Here is a 17,017-nt window from a genome sequence, read left to right on the forward strand (position 1 = left end):
TGATCATCGAACCCCACCATGCCCAACCGCCCCTTCAACGACCGCCTCGACTGGAACCTGCTGCGCACCTTCCGGGTGATCGGCCAGGAGCTCTCCATCAGCCGCGCCGCCGCGCGCCTGCACCTGACCCAACCGGCGGTGAGCCAGGCGCTCAAGCGCCTGGAAGAGCAGCTCGGTCGCCCGCTGATCGCCCGCCGCGGACCACGCTTCGTGCTCACCGAGGTGGGCGAGCGCTTGTTCGAGCTGTCGGGCGAAGTGTATGGGCAGGTCGCGCAGATCAGCGGGCTGCTGGAGCAGCCGAGCGCGGAGGTGGTCGGCAAGGTACGCCTGCTGATGATCAGCCGCTTGTGCTGTCAGCGCTTCGATGACTTCCTGGCGCGCTTTCACCAGCAGTACCCGCGGGTGGAGATGGAGATCGAGGTGATGCGCAGCACCGACATCGTCGCCGCGCTGCAGGAAAAGACCGCCACCGCCGGCCTGAGCCTGAGCCGCCACCGCCATGCCCGCCTCGAGCAGCGCCTGCTCCAGCGCCAGCGCTATGCATTTTTCTGCGGCAAGCACCATCGCTTGTTCGGGCAGTTGGAGGGCAACCTCAAGCAGGAGAATTTCGTCAGTTTCAGCAGCGACCAGATCGGCGGCATGCTCTCGCCGTTGACCATCTTCCGTGACCAGCAAGGCTTCACCGGCCGCATCGTCGCCTCCTCGCCCAGCTTCGAGGAAGTGCGCCGGTTGGTGATCGCCGGGTTCGGCATCGGCTGCCTGCCCGAACATGGTGTGCAGGAGGACGTGGCCGCCGGACTGCTGTGGAAACTGCCGCCGCTCGACGGCATCGCCGACGTGGATGTGCACCTGCTATGGAACCGCGACCAGCGCATGAGCAGGGCCGAGCAAGCCTTCATCGAGGGGCTGTGCGAAAGCCTGGCGTAAGCACAAGGACGGCGTAGCCTCCCCTAGGAACTGGCGGACGCCTTCGATGGGCCGCACAACGGCCCCAAACCCTCAGCCCATATCGCCCCCGCCGCCATCGCCACAAGTTGGATCCGATCTGCCAGCTTGTGTATGCTACCCGGCATAGCCAATCGCCACTAGCTGAGCGATCAGCCTACTGCCCGACAAGGATGCCGCGTTGCCCAGCCATACCACCCGCCACACCGTCGCTCGCCAATGGCAGCTGCTCAACCTGCTGCCCCATCGTCACCCCGGCATGAGCGCCACCCAATTACAAGCGGCACTGGCCAGGATCGGCCACAAGACCACCAAGCGCACGGTCGAACGCGACCTCAACGAACTGGCGACCCTGTTCCCATTGCAATGCAATGCCAAAGGCATGCCCTATGGCTGGCACTGGAAGCCGGGCCTGACCCTGGGCGAGGTTCGCCCTCTGCAACCGAACGAGCTGGCCAGCGCACCATCGGTGCAATTGCAGGCCTGGGTCGACGATGCCCTGGCCCTGCGCCTGCAACGACAGCCTTTGGCCGCGGACATGCGCCTGAACGCCCTGCCCGATGGCGGCGCCCAACTCACCGCCACAGTGCAGGACAACGCCACGCTGATGGGCTGGCTGCTGTCCCAGGCTGGCGCGATCCGCGTTCAGGCGCCCGAGGCGCTGCGCAGTGCCATGCTCGAGCTGCTGCGCCAGAGCCTGGACCTGCACGAGGAAAACACCTGAAGCGAAGATCCGGGATTCGATGGAATCTTTGCGTTCACGCAACAGTCGGACTTAACAAGAGGCCAACATTGCCGGGCCCCTTCCCATCCACTGACGCAAGGATTCAACCATGGTCACGATCCTCATCATCATCCTGATCCTGCTGTTGATTGGTGGTTTGCCTGTGTTCCCCCACTCTCGCGCCTGGGGCTACGGCCCTTCCGGCATCATCGGCGTGGTGCTGGTCGTGCTGTTGGTGTTGTTGTTGATCGGCTACATATGAGTGTGTGCCGGTAGCGGCCGATTCGCGGGTAAACCCGCTCCCACACGGCTTGCGCTAGTGCCAGTGGGAGTGGGCTCACCCAAGAAGCGGGCTCGGAACAGCCCTTGTGGAAGCGGGTTTACCCGCGAAGCAGGCGCCGCGAATCAGACAGCCTTGCGAAGACGCGCCAGCTTGCGCCGCTGCCTCAGGCACACAGCACACAACCCCAGCACAGCCACCGCCAGCCCCGCCACCAGCACACTGACCTCGCGGCTATAGCGCCCGACCCAGGCCGGGAACCCCACCAGTTCCCGGTACACCTGCACATCCGCCGCCCCGCCGGCATGGCGAATGCTGATCCCGCCCTGGCGAATCAGCGAGTAGTCGGAGTCGAAGTACACCCACACCTTGCACGCCCCTTCCCGCCCGATCGCGTCGATATCGATCGTGCTGGTCGGCGCCTGAAGGATGTTGTCGTTGCCGGCGTCGTCGCGAATCTGTACCAGCCCCTTGGCTGGCAGACGGATGTGCACGTTCTTGAGCGGCGTCTGGCCCTTGTTGCGCAGCTCGATGAGCAGGCCGGTGCGATGGTCCACCAACCCTGCCTCGAAGGGCTTGGCGAACAGTTGCAGGTAAGGCGCCTGGGCCAGGTCGACCAGCTTGTCGACCTGCTGATGGTTCAACGCGCCTTTGCCGATGGCGCTCACCTGGGCGTGCAGGCGCTCGTATTTGAGCAGATCGTTGGTGGTGCTGATGCGTTCGCTGAATTGGCTCGGATAGGTCAGGTAGGCGTAGGTCAGACGCGCCTCAAGACCGCTGTCGTCCTTGAGCGCCACAGACAGCGCAGCAACCGAGGTCGCGACGACCAGCACGCCCACGAGGGCTTTCCCGACTTTTTCCCAGCTCACCTTGGCGGTTCCTTTTGTTGCTGTATTGGCGATACGCAATGGCCGGCAAAGGGTGCCAAGGTTCGGGGACGGGGGCAAGGGCGAGAAACGTGGGGCTGCGGGTGTCCCATCGCTGGCTTCGCCTAATCCCACTGCGGCCTATGTCGCATTTTGTAGGAGCTGGGGAGGCCTGCGATGGGCTGCAGCGCGGCCCCCAGCCGGATCATGTCGCGAGGCGACGAAGTTCGTTGCCTAAATGACACACATTTATTATTTTGTGCCATTATGCCGACACAAAATAATAAATACGTGACATAGAGAGGACGCGCGCCATGCACCACCCTGCTCCGCAAGCCTTCGATCAGCTCGGATTCGTGGTCCAGGACCTGGACCAGAGCATCGACCATTGGCTGCAACTGGGCGTCGGACCTTGGACGGTGTTTCGCGATGTCCAGCTTGAGGGCATCTATCAAGGCCAGGCCGTGGAGGTTCGCATGAACGTGGGCCTGGCCTATCAGGGCGGCCTGCAGATCGAGCTGATCCACACCACCAGCGACGGCCCCTCCCCTTACCGCGACGCCCGGGGCCTGCACCACATGGCCTGGCTGGTGGACGAGCTGGACAGCGCCGTCGCCAACCTGCGCGAGCGTGGGCTGCAACCGGTATTCGAAGCCGGCAACGCCACCACCCGCGTCTGCTACCTGCAAAACCCCAATGAGCCAGGCGTGCTGTTCGAAGTCATCGAAGGCGCAGGCCTGCGCCAGATGATCGACCACGGCATCGCTCAAGCCCGCGACTGGAATGGCGAGCAGCCAGTGCGGGTGTTCGCCGGCTGAGCATTCCCCTGCTCCGGTGCGAGCACCGGGGCCCTTTGATAACAACAAAAGGAGCTACACGATGAGTCGATTGGCAGGCAAAGTCGCCCTGATCACCGGTGCCGCACGCGGCCAGGGCGCAGCAGAAGCTCGGCGTTTCGTCGCCGAGGGCGCAAAAGTTGTGATCGCCGATGTACTGGAAGCCGAAGGCCGGGCCTTGGCCGCCGAATTGGGTGATGCCGTGCGCTTCCAACCGCTGGACGTCACCCAGCCCGAGCAGTGGCAGGCGGCGGTCGAGGTGACCCAGGCGCAGTTCGGCAAACTCGATGTGCTGGTCAACAACGCCGCCATCCTGCGCATGGCGCCGCTGGAGCACTGCTCGCTGGAGGACTACCGGCGGGTGATCGAGGTCAACCAGGTTGGCTGCTGGCTAGGCATGAAGTCGGTGCTGGCAGCCATGCGCCAGGCCGGCGGCGGCTCGATCGTCAACGTGTCCTCCACCGCCGGCATGGAAGGCGTGGCCTATGGCACGGCCTACTCCTCGAGCAAGTTCGCCGTGCGCGGCATGACCAAGGCAGCCGCCCTGGAGCTGGGCGCCTCGGGGATCCGGGTCAACTCGGTGCACCCGGGCGGCATCGACACAGTCATGTCACGTCCACCGGAAATGGCCGATTTCGACCCGGCGCAGGTCTACAAAGGCCTGCCGATTCCGCGTATCGGCCAGCCCGAGGAAGTGGCCAACCTGGTGTTGTTCCTGGCCAGTGACGAGTCCAGCTATTGCACCGGCTCCGAGTTCATCATCGACGGCGGGATGCTCGCTGGTACTTCCTTTGGCTGAGAGTCCAACCCCTGGGTGCGCGCTGCGCGCCCAGGCACTTACAGTTACCCCGCCCTATGCTGAGTAAGGCAACTTCACCCGCCTATTTCAGCCCCTTCACCGCCACCTATAGCGTTGCCCTACACCTCCACTTCCAAAAGTTATCAAACTCAACAAAAGTGGATCATTCCCACAGTTCCAGCCGGTTCGTCCCGTACTCTTCGAATACTCCAACGCCTAACGTGTCTGCGGTCTTTCGACTAACAGACCTGTAACTCACAAGACACTTCAAGTTCGACGCCGCATCGCTGGATGGCTTGTTTTTTGTGGGTTCCAGACATTTGCCTGCATCGCCATGGCGAATAACAACGCTGGCTCATCAACCCGATAGAAAGTCAGGGGCGAAGTTTCCCCTGCAACTTTCCTTGCCGTTTGTAATTCACGACGGGTGATGCAGGCGTTCGCCTGTACTCGGCGTTTGGAGAACTTTCGGAACCTCTAATGATTAAACGCGTCCCCTCGCAACTGTCATCTACCACTCGAGCATTGACCTGGATGAATATCGCCATCCAGGCCACCTTGCCGTTGACCGTTGCTCTTACCTCCACCCACGCCGGTGCCGACAGTGACCGTCTGAAAGCACTCAGCGCACAGCGCATGCCCTTGCCGGAGCTCAATTCCAACGGTGTGACCCGCGAGACGCTGGACAACCAGGACGAAGAACAGGCCCGCAAGGCCGCCAGCCTGGCCAACGGCACCGCCAACTTCCTCACCTCGGACGTCAACAAGGCCGACGCCGCCGCGTCCATGGCCCGTGGCATGGCGGCCAGCGAAGTCAGCACCCAGACCCAGGAATGGCTGAGCCGCTTCGGCACCGCCCGCGTGCAGATCGACGTCGATGACAAGCTCTCCCTGGCCAGTTCCTCCCTCGACCTGCTGCTGCCGGTCCGGGACGAAGAGAAACACCTGCTCTTCACCCAAGGCAGCATCCACCGCACCGACGACCGCAACCAGGCCAACCTGGGTGTGGGCGTGCGTCGTTTCAACGATGGCTACATGCTCGGCGCCAACACCTTCTTCGATCACGACCTCTCGCGCAGCCACTCGCGCCTGGGCGTGGGCGTTGAGTATTGGCGCGACTACCTCAAGCTCAGCGCCAACGGCTACCACCGCCTGAGCAGCTGGCGCACCTCGCCGGACCTGGACGACTACCAAGAGCGTCCAGCCAACGGCTGGGACGTGCGCGCCGAAGGCTGGCTGCCGTCCATGCCACAGCTGGGCGGCAAGCTGACCTACGAGAAATACTACGGCAGCGAAGTCGGCCTGTTCGGCAAGGACAACCGCAAGAAAAACCCGCACGCCATCACCACCGGCGTCACCTACACCCCGATCCCCCTGCTCACCTTCAGCGCCGAGCAACGTCGGGGCAACGCCGGTGCCAGCGATACCCAGTTCGGCATGCAGTTCAACTGGAGCCTGGGCCAGAGCTGGAGCAAGCAGACCGACCCAAGCAAAGTCGCCGCCATGCGCACCCTGGCCGGCAGCCGCTACGACCTGGTCGAGCGCAACAACAACATCGTGCTCGAATACCGCAAGAAAGAAGTCATTCGCCTGAACGTCGCCCGCCAGCTGGCCGGGGCCAGTGGCGAACGCAAGTCCTTGCAAGTGACGGTGCAGAGCAAGTACGGCCTGGAGCGCATCGACTGGAGCGCCGCCACCTTGCTGCAAGCCGGTGGCAAGATCGAGCACCTGGGCGGCAGCGACTATCAACTGACCCTGCCCCAATACCGCACCGGTGCCCAGGCCGTGAACACCTACACCCTGCATGGCGTGGCCGTGGACAAGCAAGGCAACCGCTCCAACCGCAGCGAAACACAAGTCACGGTCAACGCGCCGGTGTTCGATGCCGCGCGCAGCACCTTCCTGCCCACCGACAGCGTCGTGCCGACCAAAGGTGGCGTCCAGGTGGTGACCTTGACCGTGCGCGACGCCCAGGACGGCCTGATCGATGTGCCGCTGAGCGACCTGAGCATGGCCGTGACCCGTGGCACCGCGAGCACCGGCGCCAAGGTCTCGGACTTCAGCCGTAAATCGGTCGGGGTGTACGAAGTGACCGTCACCGCCGGCACCCTGCCGGAGGCCCTGACCCTCACGCCGTCGGTCCAGAACACCGCCTTGGCTCAAGCCAACATCGCGATCATGGACCGGGTACCCGACGCCGGCACCTCCACTTTCAAGATCGCTCCCGACGAGATCGACACCAGCGGCACCACCGTGGCCACCCTCACCCTGACGGCCAACGATGCCGACGGCAATCCGGTCCCGGACATCGCCGACCAACTGACTTTCGCCATCAAGGATGCTGCCGGCACCTCGCCAGGCACCGGCATCACCCTCGGTCAAGTCACCGAAACCACCGCTGGCAGCTATAGCGCACGCCTCTCCGGCACCAAGGCCGGTGTGTGGACCGTCACCCCGCAATTCAAAGGCAGCGCCCTCGGCACGCTCAAAGGCACCGTCACCCTCACCGCTGGCCCCATCGCGGCGATACGCTCGAGCTTGAGCGCCGCGCCGAACCCCATCGAAGCGAGCGGCGGCGCCATTTCGGTCCTGACGCTCACCGTCAAGGACGCTGAAGACAACCCGATCTCCGACATCGCCAACAAACTGTCTTTCAGCGTGAAGAACGACAGCGGCGCGGATGCAGGTTCCGACGTCACCGTCACCGCCTTGACCGAATCCGCGCCAGGCGTCTACAAGGCGAACCTGAGCGGGACCAAAGCCGACACCTGGACAGTAACGCCACTCTTTGAAAGTGCCGCCCTGGGTATCGAAGAGAAGGTAATCCTGGAGCCGGGCGCAGTGGACGTCGGCAAATCGGCTTTCACTGCCAACCCACCCTCCGTCGTGGTAGGGACTGGCGAATCCGACCTTAAACTGGAGGCCAAAGATGCCCAGGGCAATCCTGTTTCCGGCATCGCGGCAAACCTGAGCTTCGATGTGCGCGACAGCTTCGGCACACCGGCGGGTTCCGAAGTGACCATCACCCGTCTGCAGGAAACCACCCCAGGCATTTACACCGCCAAGCTCAGCGGCACCAAGGCCGAAGTCTGGACCGTGACCCCACAGCTCGAAGGCAGCGCCTTGAGCGGCTTGGCCACCGACGTGACCTTGGTTGCCGGTACCTTGGACACTACCCTGTCCAAATTCACCGCCGCACCAAACCCTATCGTTGCCAACGGCGGCGACAGCTCGCAGCTCACTCTCAGCGCCAAGGACGCCAAGAACAACCCGATCTCTGGCCTGGCAACCAAGCTCACCTTCACCGTGAAGAACGACCATGGCCAGGAGGCCGGCACAGCCGTCACCATCGAGAACCTGAGCGAGTCCGCGCCAGGCACCTATACCGCGACCCTCAAAGGCAGCAAGGCCGACACCTGGACCGTGGCGCTCATCCTCGACGGCGCCGCCACCGGCATGAGCGAGAAAGTGATGCTGATCGCTGGCGTGGTGGACGCAGGCACCTCGACGATCGCCGCCGCCCCGGACACCATCACAGCGAATGGTTCCACCCCGTCCGAACTGACCTTCACTGCCAAGGACGCCAAAGGCAACCTGGTCACCGGTATCGTTGGCGACCTTGCCTTCAACGTAACTGACAGCGCTGGCGGTGCGGCGGGTAGCGACGTGACCGTGGAACCCCTCAAGGAAACCACCCCGGGTACGTACACCGCGACGCTCAAAGGGAGCAAGGCCGATGTCTGGACCGTCACCCCACAGCTCAAGGGCAGCGCCATCGGTAGCCTCGCAGCCAAGGTGACCCTGACGCCCGATGCACCGGACGCCAGCCGGTCGAGCTTTGCCGCCGCACCGACCCCCATCGAAGCCAGCGGCAGCGTTTACTCGGTTCTGACATTCACCGCCATGGACGCCAAGGACAACCCGGTCACCAAGAGCGCCGACAAAGTGACCTTCAGCGTGAAGGACAGCAGCGGCGGCGATGCTGGCTCTGATATCACTGTCACCGAGGTGAAAGAAACCTCACCGGGCGTGTACGAAGCGAAGCTGAGCGGGACCAAGGTCGATACCTGGACCGTAAGGCCAGTGTTCGAGGGTGCCGCTGTCGGCAGCCTGAGCGAAACCGTGACCCTGATAGCCGGCCCGGTCGCACCGGGTACGTCGAGCTTCACCGCCAATCCACCCCGCGTACACGCTGGCAGCGGAGATACCAGCAAACTGACCTTCACGGCCCAGGACGCGCACAACAATCCGGTCACCGGCATCGCGAGCAAGCTGAAGTTCATTGTCGAAGGCACTGCCGGCACACCAGCGCCAGGCGATGTCGATGTCAGCGCGATCACGGAAATCGGCACCACTGGTGTGTACGAGGCATCGTTGGGTGGCACGCGGGTAGGCACCTATACCGTGACGCCACAGGCCGATTCGGTGGACCTGACGGCTCTAGCGCAGCCTTTCGAGTTGTACGCTGCCGGCCCGCCATCGGAGGCTCATTCTAAAATCCAAGTAAGCAAGGACGTGGTCCGTGCAGATGGTGTCGACAAGAGCGAGATTACCTTCACCGTGGCGGACGATACCGGCCAGCCGGTCAGTGGAATTGCGGATAAAATCACATTTGTAGCCTTGGATAAGGGCAATAACCCAGAAACCAGCATCTCATTCGGCGACATTACTGAATCAGGAACCTCAGGTGTCTACACTTCCTGGGTGTCAGGTGATGTGAATGGAAAATTAAACGGGCAATACAAGGTAGTGCCGCATATCGAGGGTAAACAGTGGAGCAAATACGCCGCATTCGAATTGTTGAGTATCGCATTTAGCGGCGCTGTTAATGCGTATGGCACGATTCTCTCCTTCCCGGAACACAGTGGGTTCCCAAACACAGGCTACTTAGGTGCGGAGTTCACTTTGAAGATCTCGGGGAATGCCAACCCTGACGACTATGAATGGACATCTAGTGTGAGTTGGTTGGCCTCCCAAGGAGCAGGCCGGTTCAAGTTCATTTCCGAACCACCAATCGGTATCATAGGCGTGACTCTCAAGGCCAAGCGAAAGACCAGCAATGTGGAGCTGACCTATAATTTCACTCATACAGGTTGGTTCCATATAGGCGAAAAAAGTATGTCGTTAACACCCGCCGAACTTGAGGACCAGTGCCGCGCAATGTCGATGATAACTGTGGGCGATAGAGCCTATACGGGAGAGGTGGGAGTCCCGAAAATGAAGGGCGTGCTCAGAGAATGGGAGGAACTGACACCAGATGATTATTTCTTGATTCATGCGGCTGGTGGCTGGAACCGTTTGCCAGGAACAAAATTCAACAACTCGCCTGACGATCCCGGAGACTTGACCAAACCGGTCCGCCTCCTTTGCTGGCGACTCTAAAACAAGCCCCGGTTCTTACCGGGGCTTTTTATTTGACCAGCCTAGACCAGGAGTATCCCCGCTATTTAACGCACGATCTTTCTACCCCTCTCCCCTGCTCAATCGGCACCCGCCGAGCCAGATGATCGGCCGCGATGAAACCAAACGTCATCGCCGGCCCGATGGTCGACCCTGGCCCTGGGTAGGTCTTGCCCATCAACGCCGCGCTGGTATTGCCGATGGCATATAACCCTTCGATCACCGCCCCGTCCGCGCGCAACACGCGGGCGTCGGCGTCGGTGCGCAGGCCGCCTTTGGTGCCCAGCTCGCCGGCATCGATGCGCAGGGCATAGAACGGCCCCCGCTCCACCGGCCCCAGGCACGGGTTGGGCCGGCAATTGCTGTCGCCGTAATAGCGGTCGAACAGGCTGTCGCCCTTGCCGAACTGGGTGTCCACACCTTGGGCTGCCATCTGGTTGAAGCGCTGCACGCTCTGCCCCAGCCCCGCCGCGCTCACGCAGATCTTGCCCGCCAACGCCGCCAGGCTGTCGGCGCGGTAGATGACGTTGTCCAGCCAACCCTCGGGAATCTTGCTGTCCGGCTGCACCGAGCCTGGCAGCAGCACACCACAGGGGTAGCGCTTGCGGTATTCGGCATCGAAGATCAGCCAGGCCGGCACGTTGGCGCCGGTGCGCGCCTGGTCGGCGTACATGGCGTAGATGATGTCCGGGTACGGCGCGGCCTCGTTGACGAAGCGCTCGCCCCGGCCATTGACCAGGATGCACCGCGGAAACGCCCGCTCGACGAACAGCGCCCGTTGCTTCTCCTCGCCCGGCACCCGCACGGTGGGTGCGCCCCATACATGGTCCATCAGCGCCACGTCCGCCCCCTGCGCAAGGCCTGCGCGGATGCCGTCGCCCGTGTTGATCGGCGGCGCAGCTGTCCATTCGGCGCGGGTCGGGCTGGGCAGGTACTGCTCGCGCATTGGTTGGTCGGCTTCGAAGCCGCCGCACCCGAGGATCACTCCAAACGCCGCGCGCACGTTCAACGGCTGGCCCTGACGCTCGACCACCAACCCCGTCACCTTGCCCCCGTGGCTCAACAGCCTGCGCATCGGTGCTTGCAGCCACAACTCGATCTGCCGCGCCTGCATCGCCACGCGCAGGCTGGCGACCAGGGCGTTGCCCAGGGTCAAGCGCCGATCACGCCGCGTGCGCCGGCGCCAGGCAAAGTCGGCCATGTATTTGAGGCCCAGGCGCGCGGTGAGCCACAGCCAGCCGGGCTCCTTGGCCAGAATGGTGTGGGCCTCGACCTGAGTCATGGCGATGCGCCCGGCGATCAAGGTCGCAGGCGACGGCGCGCGCAGGCGCTGGAATTCATCCCCCAGGCGCGCCGCATCGAAGCTCGCCGGCTCCATGGTGCGGTAGCCGGGCTTGCCGCCCTCGCGTTCGGGGTAGTAGTCCGGGTAGCGCTCCACGGCGCGAAAGTACGTCTGCGCCTGGGCGGCCAGGTAGCCGACCATGCGCGGGCCATGCTCCAGATAAGCCTCGATGCGCGCTGGATCGTAGTCCTCGCCGACCGTGGCACGCAGGTAGGCCCGGGCCTCTTCCCGCGAATCGTTGCCACCGAGCCCTTCGATCTGGTCGTTACAGGGGATCCAGATCCCGCCCCCGGAGATGGCGGTGGTGCCGCCGTACTCGGCGGCCTTCTCCACCATCAATACCGACAGCCCCTGGTCGTGGGCCCGTAGCGCCGCAGTCATGGCCCCAGCGCCTGAACCGACCACGACCACGTCGTAGACGGCGTCCCAGTGCACAGCCTGCTGATTGTCATTGTTCATCGATGCACCTCCCCGCTGGCGGCCGCTGGCCGCGATTCCATGGAGATCGCACTATGTCACATTTTTTTATTTATGAGCCATTGCGATGACACAAAAACTTGCAGCCGTGCCATTAAGTGCGACAATCGCCGCCACTTCCAATGATCACAGAAGGTTCCGCCATGACCCGACAACTGCGCTGGGGCGATGCCAGCCGTATGGACAGTGCCGAGCAAGGGCGCCAGCAGATCCTCGAATGCGCCCTGGCGGCGATGAGCGAGATGGGCCCGGAGGGGTTTGCCATCGACGACGTGGCGCGCCGGGCGAATATCTCCCGACGCACGCTCTACCGCTACTTCGCCACCAAGCAGGCACTGGTACAGGCAGTGATCAGCAGCGAGAACGCCGGATTCTTCAGTGCCATGCAGGAGCAGTTGGTCAGCTTCGAGGACGACTTCGAGCGCTACCTGGAGGAATGCCTGTGCTTTGCCGTGCGCTACCGCGACCAGCACCGGGGTGGGTTTCACCAGGGCTACCTGGCCAAGGCGGCCAGCCCCGAGGTGTTCGCCTACATCCTCGAGGACATCGCGCCGTTGTGGCAGCAAGTGCTGGCAGGCCCCTTCGAGCGGCACGTGCAGCGCCACGGCGCCAGCGTCAGCCTGGACGACAGCATCGCCCTGATCAGCCGGCTATGCCTGGCCTACTGCCTGGTGCCCGAGGCGCCCGAGCAGATCCGCAAGCAATTGCGCCTGCTGCACCACATCGGTACCTGAGCCCGTCAGGGCAACAGGCGCATGGAACTGGGCACCGGCATGTAGCACGGCTGGTAATTGGGCTGGCAGTAGTAGGCCATGCTCAGCGGCATGGGCAAGGGGCGTGTGACCGCGGCCACATAGGCGGCGGCGAAGGCACACACGATCAGGGTCAGGCAAAATCTTGTTGTTGTTTTCATGGCCATGCCTCTATGCGCGAGGGAGACGTTGTGAAGCCAGACTAGAAGCGACGTTCTCGGCCCGCCTCGTCCAAACGGACGAGGCGGATCAATTTCACGACAGCGCCCGACGGATGTCCGCCGCAGCCCCCTGCAACGCTCGGGCGGCCGCCTCGACGAACGGCGCCAGGCTGACGAAGCCATGCACCATGCCGTCGCAGCGCTGCAAACGCACCGCCACCCCGGCCGCCTGCAGGCGCTCGGCGAAGGCCTCGCCCTCATCGCGCAGCGGGTCGTACTCGGCGGTCAGCAGCGTGGTGGCCGGCAGGCCCTGCAAATCGTCATCGCGCAGCGGCGAGGCCAAGGGGTCGGCGCCCTGCTCCGGGCGCTCCAGGTACTGCGCCCAGAACCACCCCATCATTGCCCGCGACAACAGGTAGCCCTCGGCGAAGTCGCGATAGGACGCGCTGTCGCACGCCGCGTCCGTCACCGGGTAGAACAGGCATTGGTGACGGATCGCCGGGCCCTGGCGCTCCCGGGCCAGCCGGCTCACGGCAATGGCCAGGTTGCCGCCGGCGCTGTCCCCGGCCACCGCCAGGCGGCGGGCGTCCACCCCCAGCGCATCGGCCTGCTCGACCAACCAGCACGTGGCGGCGTAGCTGTCCTCGGGCGCCGCCGGGAAGCGCGCCTCCGGCGCCAGGCGATAGCCCACCGACACCACCACCGCGCGGGTCTCAAGGGCCAGGGCGCGGCACAGGTTGTCGTGAGTGTCGAGGGTGCCGATGACAAAGCCGCCGCCATGGAAGAACACCAGCAGCGGCAAGTCCTCGCGGGCCACCGGGCGGTACAGGCGCGCCGGCAGCAGGCCCGCCGCCCCGGCCACTTGGAGGTCGCGCACTTCGGCCATGTCCGTCCCCGGCAGCGGCGGCATCAGGTTGTCGGCGTGCAGGCGGTATTGCACGGCATCGAGGGTGGCGTAGTCCGGCTCGACCTGGGCGGTGAAGCCCTGGAGCACGGCGGCCAGCTGGTTATCGAGGGGCATGGCGCTCTCCTTGAACGTTGCGAGGTAGGCATGCACGCCAGTAGATCGGCACCGTCGACGGCGGCCATCGTCCGTTCAGACGATGACCGATGCGTCACGCGCGGCAGAATCACTCGGGTGCATCAGTACCGCCAACCGAGCTGCCAGTGACCAAGGTGGCGTGGTACGGCCGGCGGCCCCAACAAAGACCGGAGAACAACAACATGAGCACGCTGCACCGTATCGAAGCCAAACTGCTGGAGGACCGCTACGCGCGCGGCTGGCATTGCCTGGGCCTGGCGGCGCAATACCGTGATGGCAAGGCGCACCGCCTGGATGTCTTCGGCACCCGCCTGGTGGCCTTCCAGGGCGAGGACGGCCAGCTCAACATTCTCGACGGCTATTGCCCACACATGGGCGCTGACCTGAGCACCGGCTGCATCGAAGGCAACGCCATCCGCTGCCCCTTCCACAGCTGGCGCTGGAACGCCGACGGCGTGTGCGACGACATCCCCTACGCCAAGCGCATTCCTCCACGGGCGAAGATCAAGCGCTGGCCGATCATGGAGCAGAACCATCTGCTGTTCGTGTGGAACGATCCCGAAGGCAACCCGCCGATCGCCGAGCAGGCCATCCCACGCATCGACGCCTGTTTCGACGACGCCTGGGCCCACTGGGAAATCGCCGATCTGAAGATCGACACCAACTGCCGCGAACTGATCGATAACGTCGCCGACATGGCGCACTTCGGCAGCGTGCATGGCGCACCGGTCGATGAATTCAGCAACGTTTTCGAGGGCCACACCGCCGCCCAGATCATGCGGGCGCGCAGCGAGCGGTTGTCCGGTGACAGCGAGCTGACCACCGTGGCCACCTACTATGGCCCGGCCTACCAGATCACGGAAATGACCGGTGCCATGGGCGGGCAGCCGATCCACTCGATCCTGCTCAATTGCCACGTACCGATCGACCTGAACAGTTTCACCCTGCGCTATGGCGTGCTGGTCAAGAAAATCCCAGGACTGTCCGAGGAGGAAAACCAGGCCATCGCCAAGGCCTACGTCAAGCAGGCCCAGGAAGCCTTCTACGAGGATGTGGCCATCTGGCACACCAAGACCCGCGTCGACAACCCGCTGCTGTGCGACGGCGACGGCCCGGTGTACCAGCTGCGTCGCTGGTACGAGCAGTTCTACACCGACGTCGCCTTGCTGGCCGATGAGACCCGCGACTGCAAGCAATTCGTCGTGCGCAGCCGCGAGCGCGCTTGACCGTTACACCGCCTGGCACAACCTGGCAACCGCCCGAACGGGCGGCTGTCGGGCCCCCGCAACAGGACATTGCGCGCGGACAAGGGCTGCCTATATGCTCGCGGCGCCAATGCTAATAATAAGAAGCGGTAACCACCGATGCAGACTCTCAGTTTCGAAGACTTCAGCGAGCTGGTCGGCCAGCTCTACGAGGGCCCGCTGGAATCCATCCCCTGGGTCACCTTTCTCAATCAGCTCAACAGCCTGCTGCACAGCAAGTACGTCACCTTCATCCTGCGCCCGCCCAGCACCCAGGTCGACGGCTTGATGGTCAGCACCACCGGCAGCTCCAGCGACGCCACCGCGTCCTACAACAAACACTTCTTCGCCTTGGACCCGTTCGTCGGGCTGCCCAACCGGGAAGTGGTGGCCCTGGCCGACTTCATGCCCGAGGCCGAGCTCAAGCAGTCGGAGTTCTTCCGCAATTTCCTGGAGCCGGTGGATGTGTTTCACATCCTGGGGGTGGATATCAACACCAACGACGGCGCCCAGTGCCGCCTGCGTATCAGCCGCGGGCGTGACGATGCGCCCTTCGTCGAATCGGAAAAACACCTGCTGGCGCGGTTCATCCCGCACCTGGAACGTTCGATCAAGCTGCACATGCAGCTCAACCGCATCGAGACTGAACGCAACCTGTACGCCGGCGCCGTCGACCAGATGGCCGTGGGCACGATCATCCTCGACGACACCGGCAAGGTGCTGCAGACCAACCAGGTGGCCGAGCGCCTGCTGCAGGAAAAGGACGGCATCAAGCAGGTCAATGATGGGTTGCAGGTCGGCAGCGCCCGGGATACCCAGGAGTTTCGTCGCCTGGTGCGCCAGGCCATGCTCTCGCAGAAGGGCAACCTGGCGTCGGTGGTCGAGGCCATGCGCGTCAAGCGCCCCTCCGGGCGTGCCGACCTGGGCATCATCGTGCGTTCAGTACCGCTGTCGGCCTGGAGCGAGGGCAAACAATGCCCGACCGTGGTCATTTTCATCAGCGACCCGGAGCAGCAATCCTCGGCGCCCCAGGAGATCGTCCGCGCCCTGTTCGACTTCACCCCGGCCGAAACCCAGTTGGCGATGCTGCTGGCCAACGGCCTGACCCTCGACGAAGCCTCCGAGGAACTGGGCATCAGCCGCAATACCTCGCGTGCGCACCTGCGCTCGACCTTCTCCAAGACCGGCGTCACACGCCAGACCATGCTCGTGCGGTTGATTCTGCGCAGCGTCGCCACCTTGGGCTGAAGCCCCGCCCTACCCCCCTGCCTGGCCATCGTCCGCTCGGACGATGGCAGGTGCCGGCTGGCAGCGCACAGTAGCCCTGTCGCTTTCCGTCGCCAGAGGCCCCGCCATGCGCCAGAGCCCAACCATCCTCAAGACCGAGCTGCTGGCCCAGAGCAGCCACTTCCAGATCGAAGCCCTGCACCTGCGCTTTAGCAATGGTCAGCATCGCGTCTACGAGCGCCTGCGTGGTACCGGCTACCGCTCGGTGCTGCTGGTGGCCATGCCGGATCCGCAGCATGTGCTGATGGTGCGCGAGTATGCGGTGGGGGTCGAAGGCACCATTCTCGGTTTGCCCAAGGGCGGTGCCGATACCGGTGAGGGCTATTTGGAGGCGGCGCAGCGTGAGTTGGGTGAGGAAGTCGGCCTGCGGGCCGGTCGGCTGACCGAGCTGGGTGAGCTGACCTTGGCGCCGGGGCATCTGTGTCACCGTTGTCGGGTGGTGCTGGCTGAGCAGCTCAGTCCTTGCGGCAATGACGGTGGGGATGAGCCGGAGCCTTTGGAGTGTTTGGCGGTGGCTTTGGCGGACGTTCCCAAGCTGGTGGCCACGGGTGAGCTGCATGAGGCTCGGGCTATTGCAGCGTTGTTCATGGCGATGGGGGTGATTGCGCAGCGGGGGTGAGTTGGGCTTTCAGGTTGTGTGGATATCGGGTTTTAGCGGTGGCGCCACTGGCGCTTTTCGCCTTTACGGCGACCTACTTTTGCTCTTGGGCAAAAGTAGGCAAAAACCGCTGGCTCCCACATCCGGCCCGGCGCTTCGCACCGGGTCCCCTCGCTGCGGTGTCTTACGGGGCTTCGCGGCCTCCGGCTGGCTACGCCAGCCTCCATCTCGCGACTTCGGCTCACGCCGAAGGGCGCTGCGCGA

At 63.9% G+C, this 17,017-nt stretch carries 14 protein-coding genes; 10 read left to right on the forward strand and 4 right to left on the reverse strand.

All coding sequences use genetic code 11. The annotated features are described in order from the left end of the window. Positions 1 to 18 precede the first annotated feature (18 nt). From DQ397_RS04315 to DQ397_RS04325, 3 genes are all read left to right on the forward strand, one after another. Positions 19 to 927, forward strand: a complete 909-nt coding sequence (locus tag DQ397_RS04315) for a LysR family transcriptional regulator (RefSeq protein WP_043215411.1) — start codon at positions 19 to 21, stop codon at positions 925 to 927. Between the two features lie 199 nt (positions 928 to 1,126). Beyond that, positions 1,127 to 1,669: a WYL domain-containing protein gene (locus tag DQ397_RS04320; RefSeq protein WP_043215413.1), complete on the forward strand. Its 543-nt coding sequence runs from the start codon at positions 1,127 to 1,129 to the stop codon at positions 1,667 to 1,669. A 109-nt stretch (positions 1,670 to 1,778) separates the two neighbouring features. After that, positions 1,779 to 1,931: a DUF3309 family protein gene (locus DQ397_RS04325; RefSeq protein WP_043215415.1), complete on the forward strand. Its 153-nt coding sequence runs from the start codon at positions 1,779 to 1,781 to the stop codon at positions 1,929 to 1,931. Positions 1,932 to 2,074: 143 nt separating this feature from the next. On the opposite strand, the gene DQ397_RS04330 is transcribed toward DQ397_RS04325, so the two are convergent. Then, positions 2,075 to 2,818 carry a hypothetical protein gene (locus DQ397_RS04330; RefSeq protein ID WP_043215418.1) on the reverse strand — a complete coding sequence of 248 codons (744 nt, stop codon included), beginning with the start codon at positions 2,816 to 2,818 and terminating at the stop codon, positions 2,075 to 2,077. A gap of 311 nt (positions 2,819 to 3,129) precedes the next feature. Between DQ397_RS04330 and DQ397_RS04335 the strand changes: the two genes are divergently transcribed. From DQ397_RS04335 to DQ397_RS04345, 3 genes are all read left to right on the forward strand, one after another. Then, the gene (locus DQ397_RS04335; protein WP_043215419.1) at positions 3,130 to 3,633 is read left to right on the forward strand and encodes a VOC family protein; all 504 of its coding nucleotides are present in this window, start codon (positions 3,130 to 3,132) and stop codon (positions 3,631 to 3,633) included. 61 nt (positions 3,634 to 3,694) lie between these two features. Continuing rightward, positions 3,695 to 4,450: a glucose 1-dehydrogenase gene (locus tag DQ397_RS04340; protein ID WP_043215421.1), complete on the forward strand. Its 756-nt coding sequence runs from the start codon at positions 3,695 to 3,697 to the stop codon at positions 4,448 to 4,450. Between the two features lie 534 nt (positions 4,451 to 4,984). After that, positions 4,985 to 9,832 (forward strand): inverse autotransporter beta domain-containing protein, encoded by a 4,848-nt coding sequence (locus DQ397_RS04345; RefSeq protein ID WP_052352522.1) that lies wholly within the window; start codon positions 4,985 to 4,987, stop codon positions 9,830 to 9,832. A 61-nt stretch (positions 9,833 to 9,893) separates the two neighbouring features. On the opposite strand, the gene DQ397_RS04350 is transcribed toward DQ397_RS04345, so the two are convergent. After that, positions 9,894 to 11,651 (reverse strand): FAD-binding protein, encoded by a 1,758-nt coding sequence (locus DQ397_RS04350; protein WP_148921495.1) that lies wholly within the window; start codon positions 11,649 to 11,651, stop codon positions 9,894 to 9,896. Positions 11,652 to 11,812: 161 nt separating this feature from the next. Here DQ397_RS04350 and DQ397_RS04355 point away from each other — a divergent pair, with 161 nt between their 5' ends. Further along, positions 11,813 to 12,403 carry a TetR/AcrR family transcriptional regulator gene (locus DQ397_RS04355; protein ID WP_052352527.1) on the forward strand — a complete coding sequence of 197 codons (591 nt, stop codon included), beginning with the start codon at positions 11,813 to 11,815 and terminating at the stop codon, positions 12,401 to 12,403. A 5-nt stretch (positions 12,404 to 12,408) separates the two neighbouring features. Here the strand turns inward: DQ397_RS04355 and DQ397_RS24470 are convergent, their stop codons facing one another. Together DQ397_RS24470 and DQ397_RS04360 are read right to left on the reverse strand one after the other, a co-directional pair. After that, entirely contained in the window at positions 12,409 to 12,582 is a 174-nt protein-coding gene (locus DQ397_RS24470) for a hypothetical protein (RefSeq protein ID WP_167358108.1), read from the reverse strand. 94 nt (positions 12,583 to 12,676) lie between these two features. Then, the gene (locus DQ397_RS04360; protein WP_043215877.1) at positions 12,677 to 13,603 is read right to left on the reverse strand and encodes an alpha/beta hydrolase; all 927 of its coding nucleotides are present in this window, start codon (positions 13,601 to 13,603) and stop codon (positions 12,677 to 12,679) included. 203 nt (positions 13,604 to 13,806) lie between these two features. On the opposite strand from DQ397_RS04360, the gene DQ397_RS04365 reads away from it, so the two are divergent. From DQ397_RS04365 to nudE, 3 genes are all read left to right on the forward strand, one after another. Beyond that, positions 13,807 to 14,850: a Rieske 2Fe-2S domain-containing protein gene (locus DQ397_RS04365; protein ID WP_043215875.1), complete on the forward strand. Its 1,044-nt coding sequence runs from the start codon at positions 13,807 to 13,809 to the stop codon at positions 14,848 to 14,850. 138 nt (positions 14,851 to 14,988) lie between these two features. Continuing rightward, a complete protein-coding gene (locus DQ397_RS04370) occupies positions 14,989 to 16,116 on the forward strand; it encodes a helix-turn-helix transcriptional regulator (protein WP_043215874.1) in 1,128 nt (375 codons plus the stop codon). 106 nt (positions 16,117 to 16,222) lie between these two features. Beyond that, positions 16,223 to 16,774: an ADP compounds hydrolase NudE gene (gene nudE / locus DQ397_RS04375; RefSeq protein WP_148921496.1), complete on the forward strand. Its 552-nt coding sequence runs from the start codon at positions 16,223 to 16,225 to the stop codon at positions 16,772 to 16,774. Positions 16,775 to 17,017: the final 243 nt, after the last annotated feature.

Origin of the sequence: Pseudomonas sp. CK-NBRI-02, assembly GCF_008124495.1 — a bacterium.
Lineage (GTDB): Bacteria > Pseudomonadota > Gammaproteobacteria > Pseudomonadales > Pseudomonadaceae > Aquipseudomonas > Aquipseudomonas guariconensis.

Bases quoted from the DNA above. Each gene is read 5' to 3' on its own strand.
- nudE (WP_148921496.1), top strand. From the start codon at position 16,223: ATGCGCCAGAGCCCAACCATCCTCAAGACCGAGCTGCTGGCCCAGAGC.
- DQ397_RS04340 (WP_043215421.1), top strand. From the start codon at position 3,695: ATGAGTCGATTGGCAGGCAAAGTCGCCCTGATCACCGGTGCCGCACGC.
- DQ397_RS04345 (WP_052352522.1), top strand. From the start codon at position 4,985: ATGAATATCGCCATCCAGGCCACCTTGCCGTTGACCGTTGCTCTTACC.
- DQ397_RS04325 (WP_043215415.1), top strand. From the start codon at position 1,779: ATGGTCACGATCCTCATCATCATCCTGATCCTGCTGTTGATTGGTGGT.
- DQ397_RS04315 (WP_043215411.1), top strand. From the start codon at position 19: ATGCCCAACCGCCCCTTCAACGACCGCCTCGACTGGAACCTGCTGCGC.
- DQ397_RS24470 (WP_167358108.1), bottom strand. From the start codon at position 12,582: ATGAAAACAACAACAAGATTTTGCCTGACCCTGATCGTGTGTGCCTTC.
- DQ397_RS04335 (WP_043215419.1), top strand. From the start codon at position 3,130: ATGCACCACCCTGCTCCGCAAGCCTTCGATCAGCTCGGATTCGTGGTC.
- DQ397_RS04355 (WP_052352527.1), top strand. From the start codon at position 11,813: ATGACCCGACAACTGCGCTGGGGCGATGCCAGCCGTATGGACAGTGCC.
- DQ397_RS04360 (WP_043215877.1), bottom strand. From the start codon at position 13,603: ATGCCCCTCGATAACCAGCTGGCCGCCGTGCTCCAGGGCTTCACCGCC.
- DQ397_RS04350 (WP_148921495.1), bottom strand. From the start codon at position 11,651: ATGAACAATGACAATCAGCAGGCTGTGCACTGGGACGCCGTCTACGAC.
- DQ397_RS04370 (WP_043215874.1), top strand. From the start codon at position 14,989: ATGCAGACTCTCAGTTTCGAAGACTTCAGCGAGCTGGTCGGCCAGCTC.
- DQ397_RS04365 (WP_043215875.1), top strand. From the start codon at position 13,807: ATGAGCACGCTGCACCGTATCGAAGCCAAACTGCTGGAGGACCGCTAC.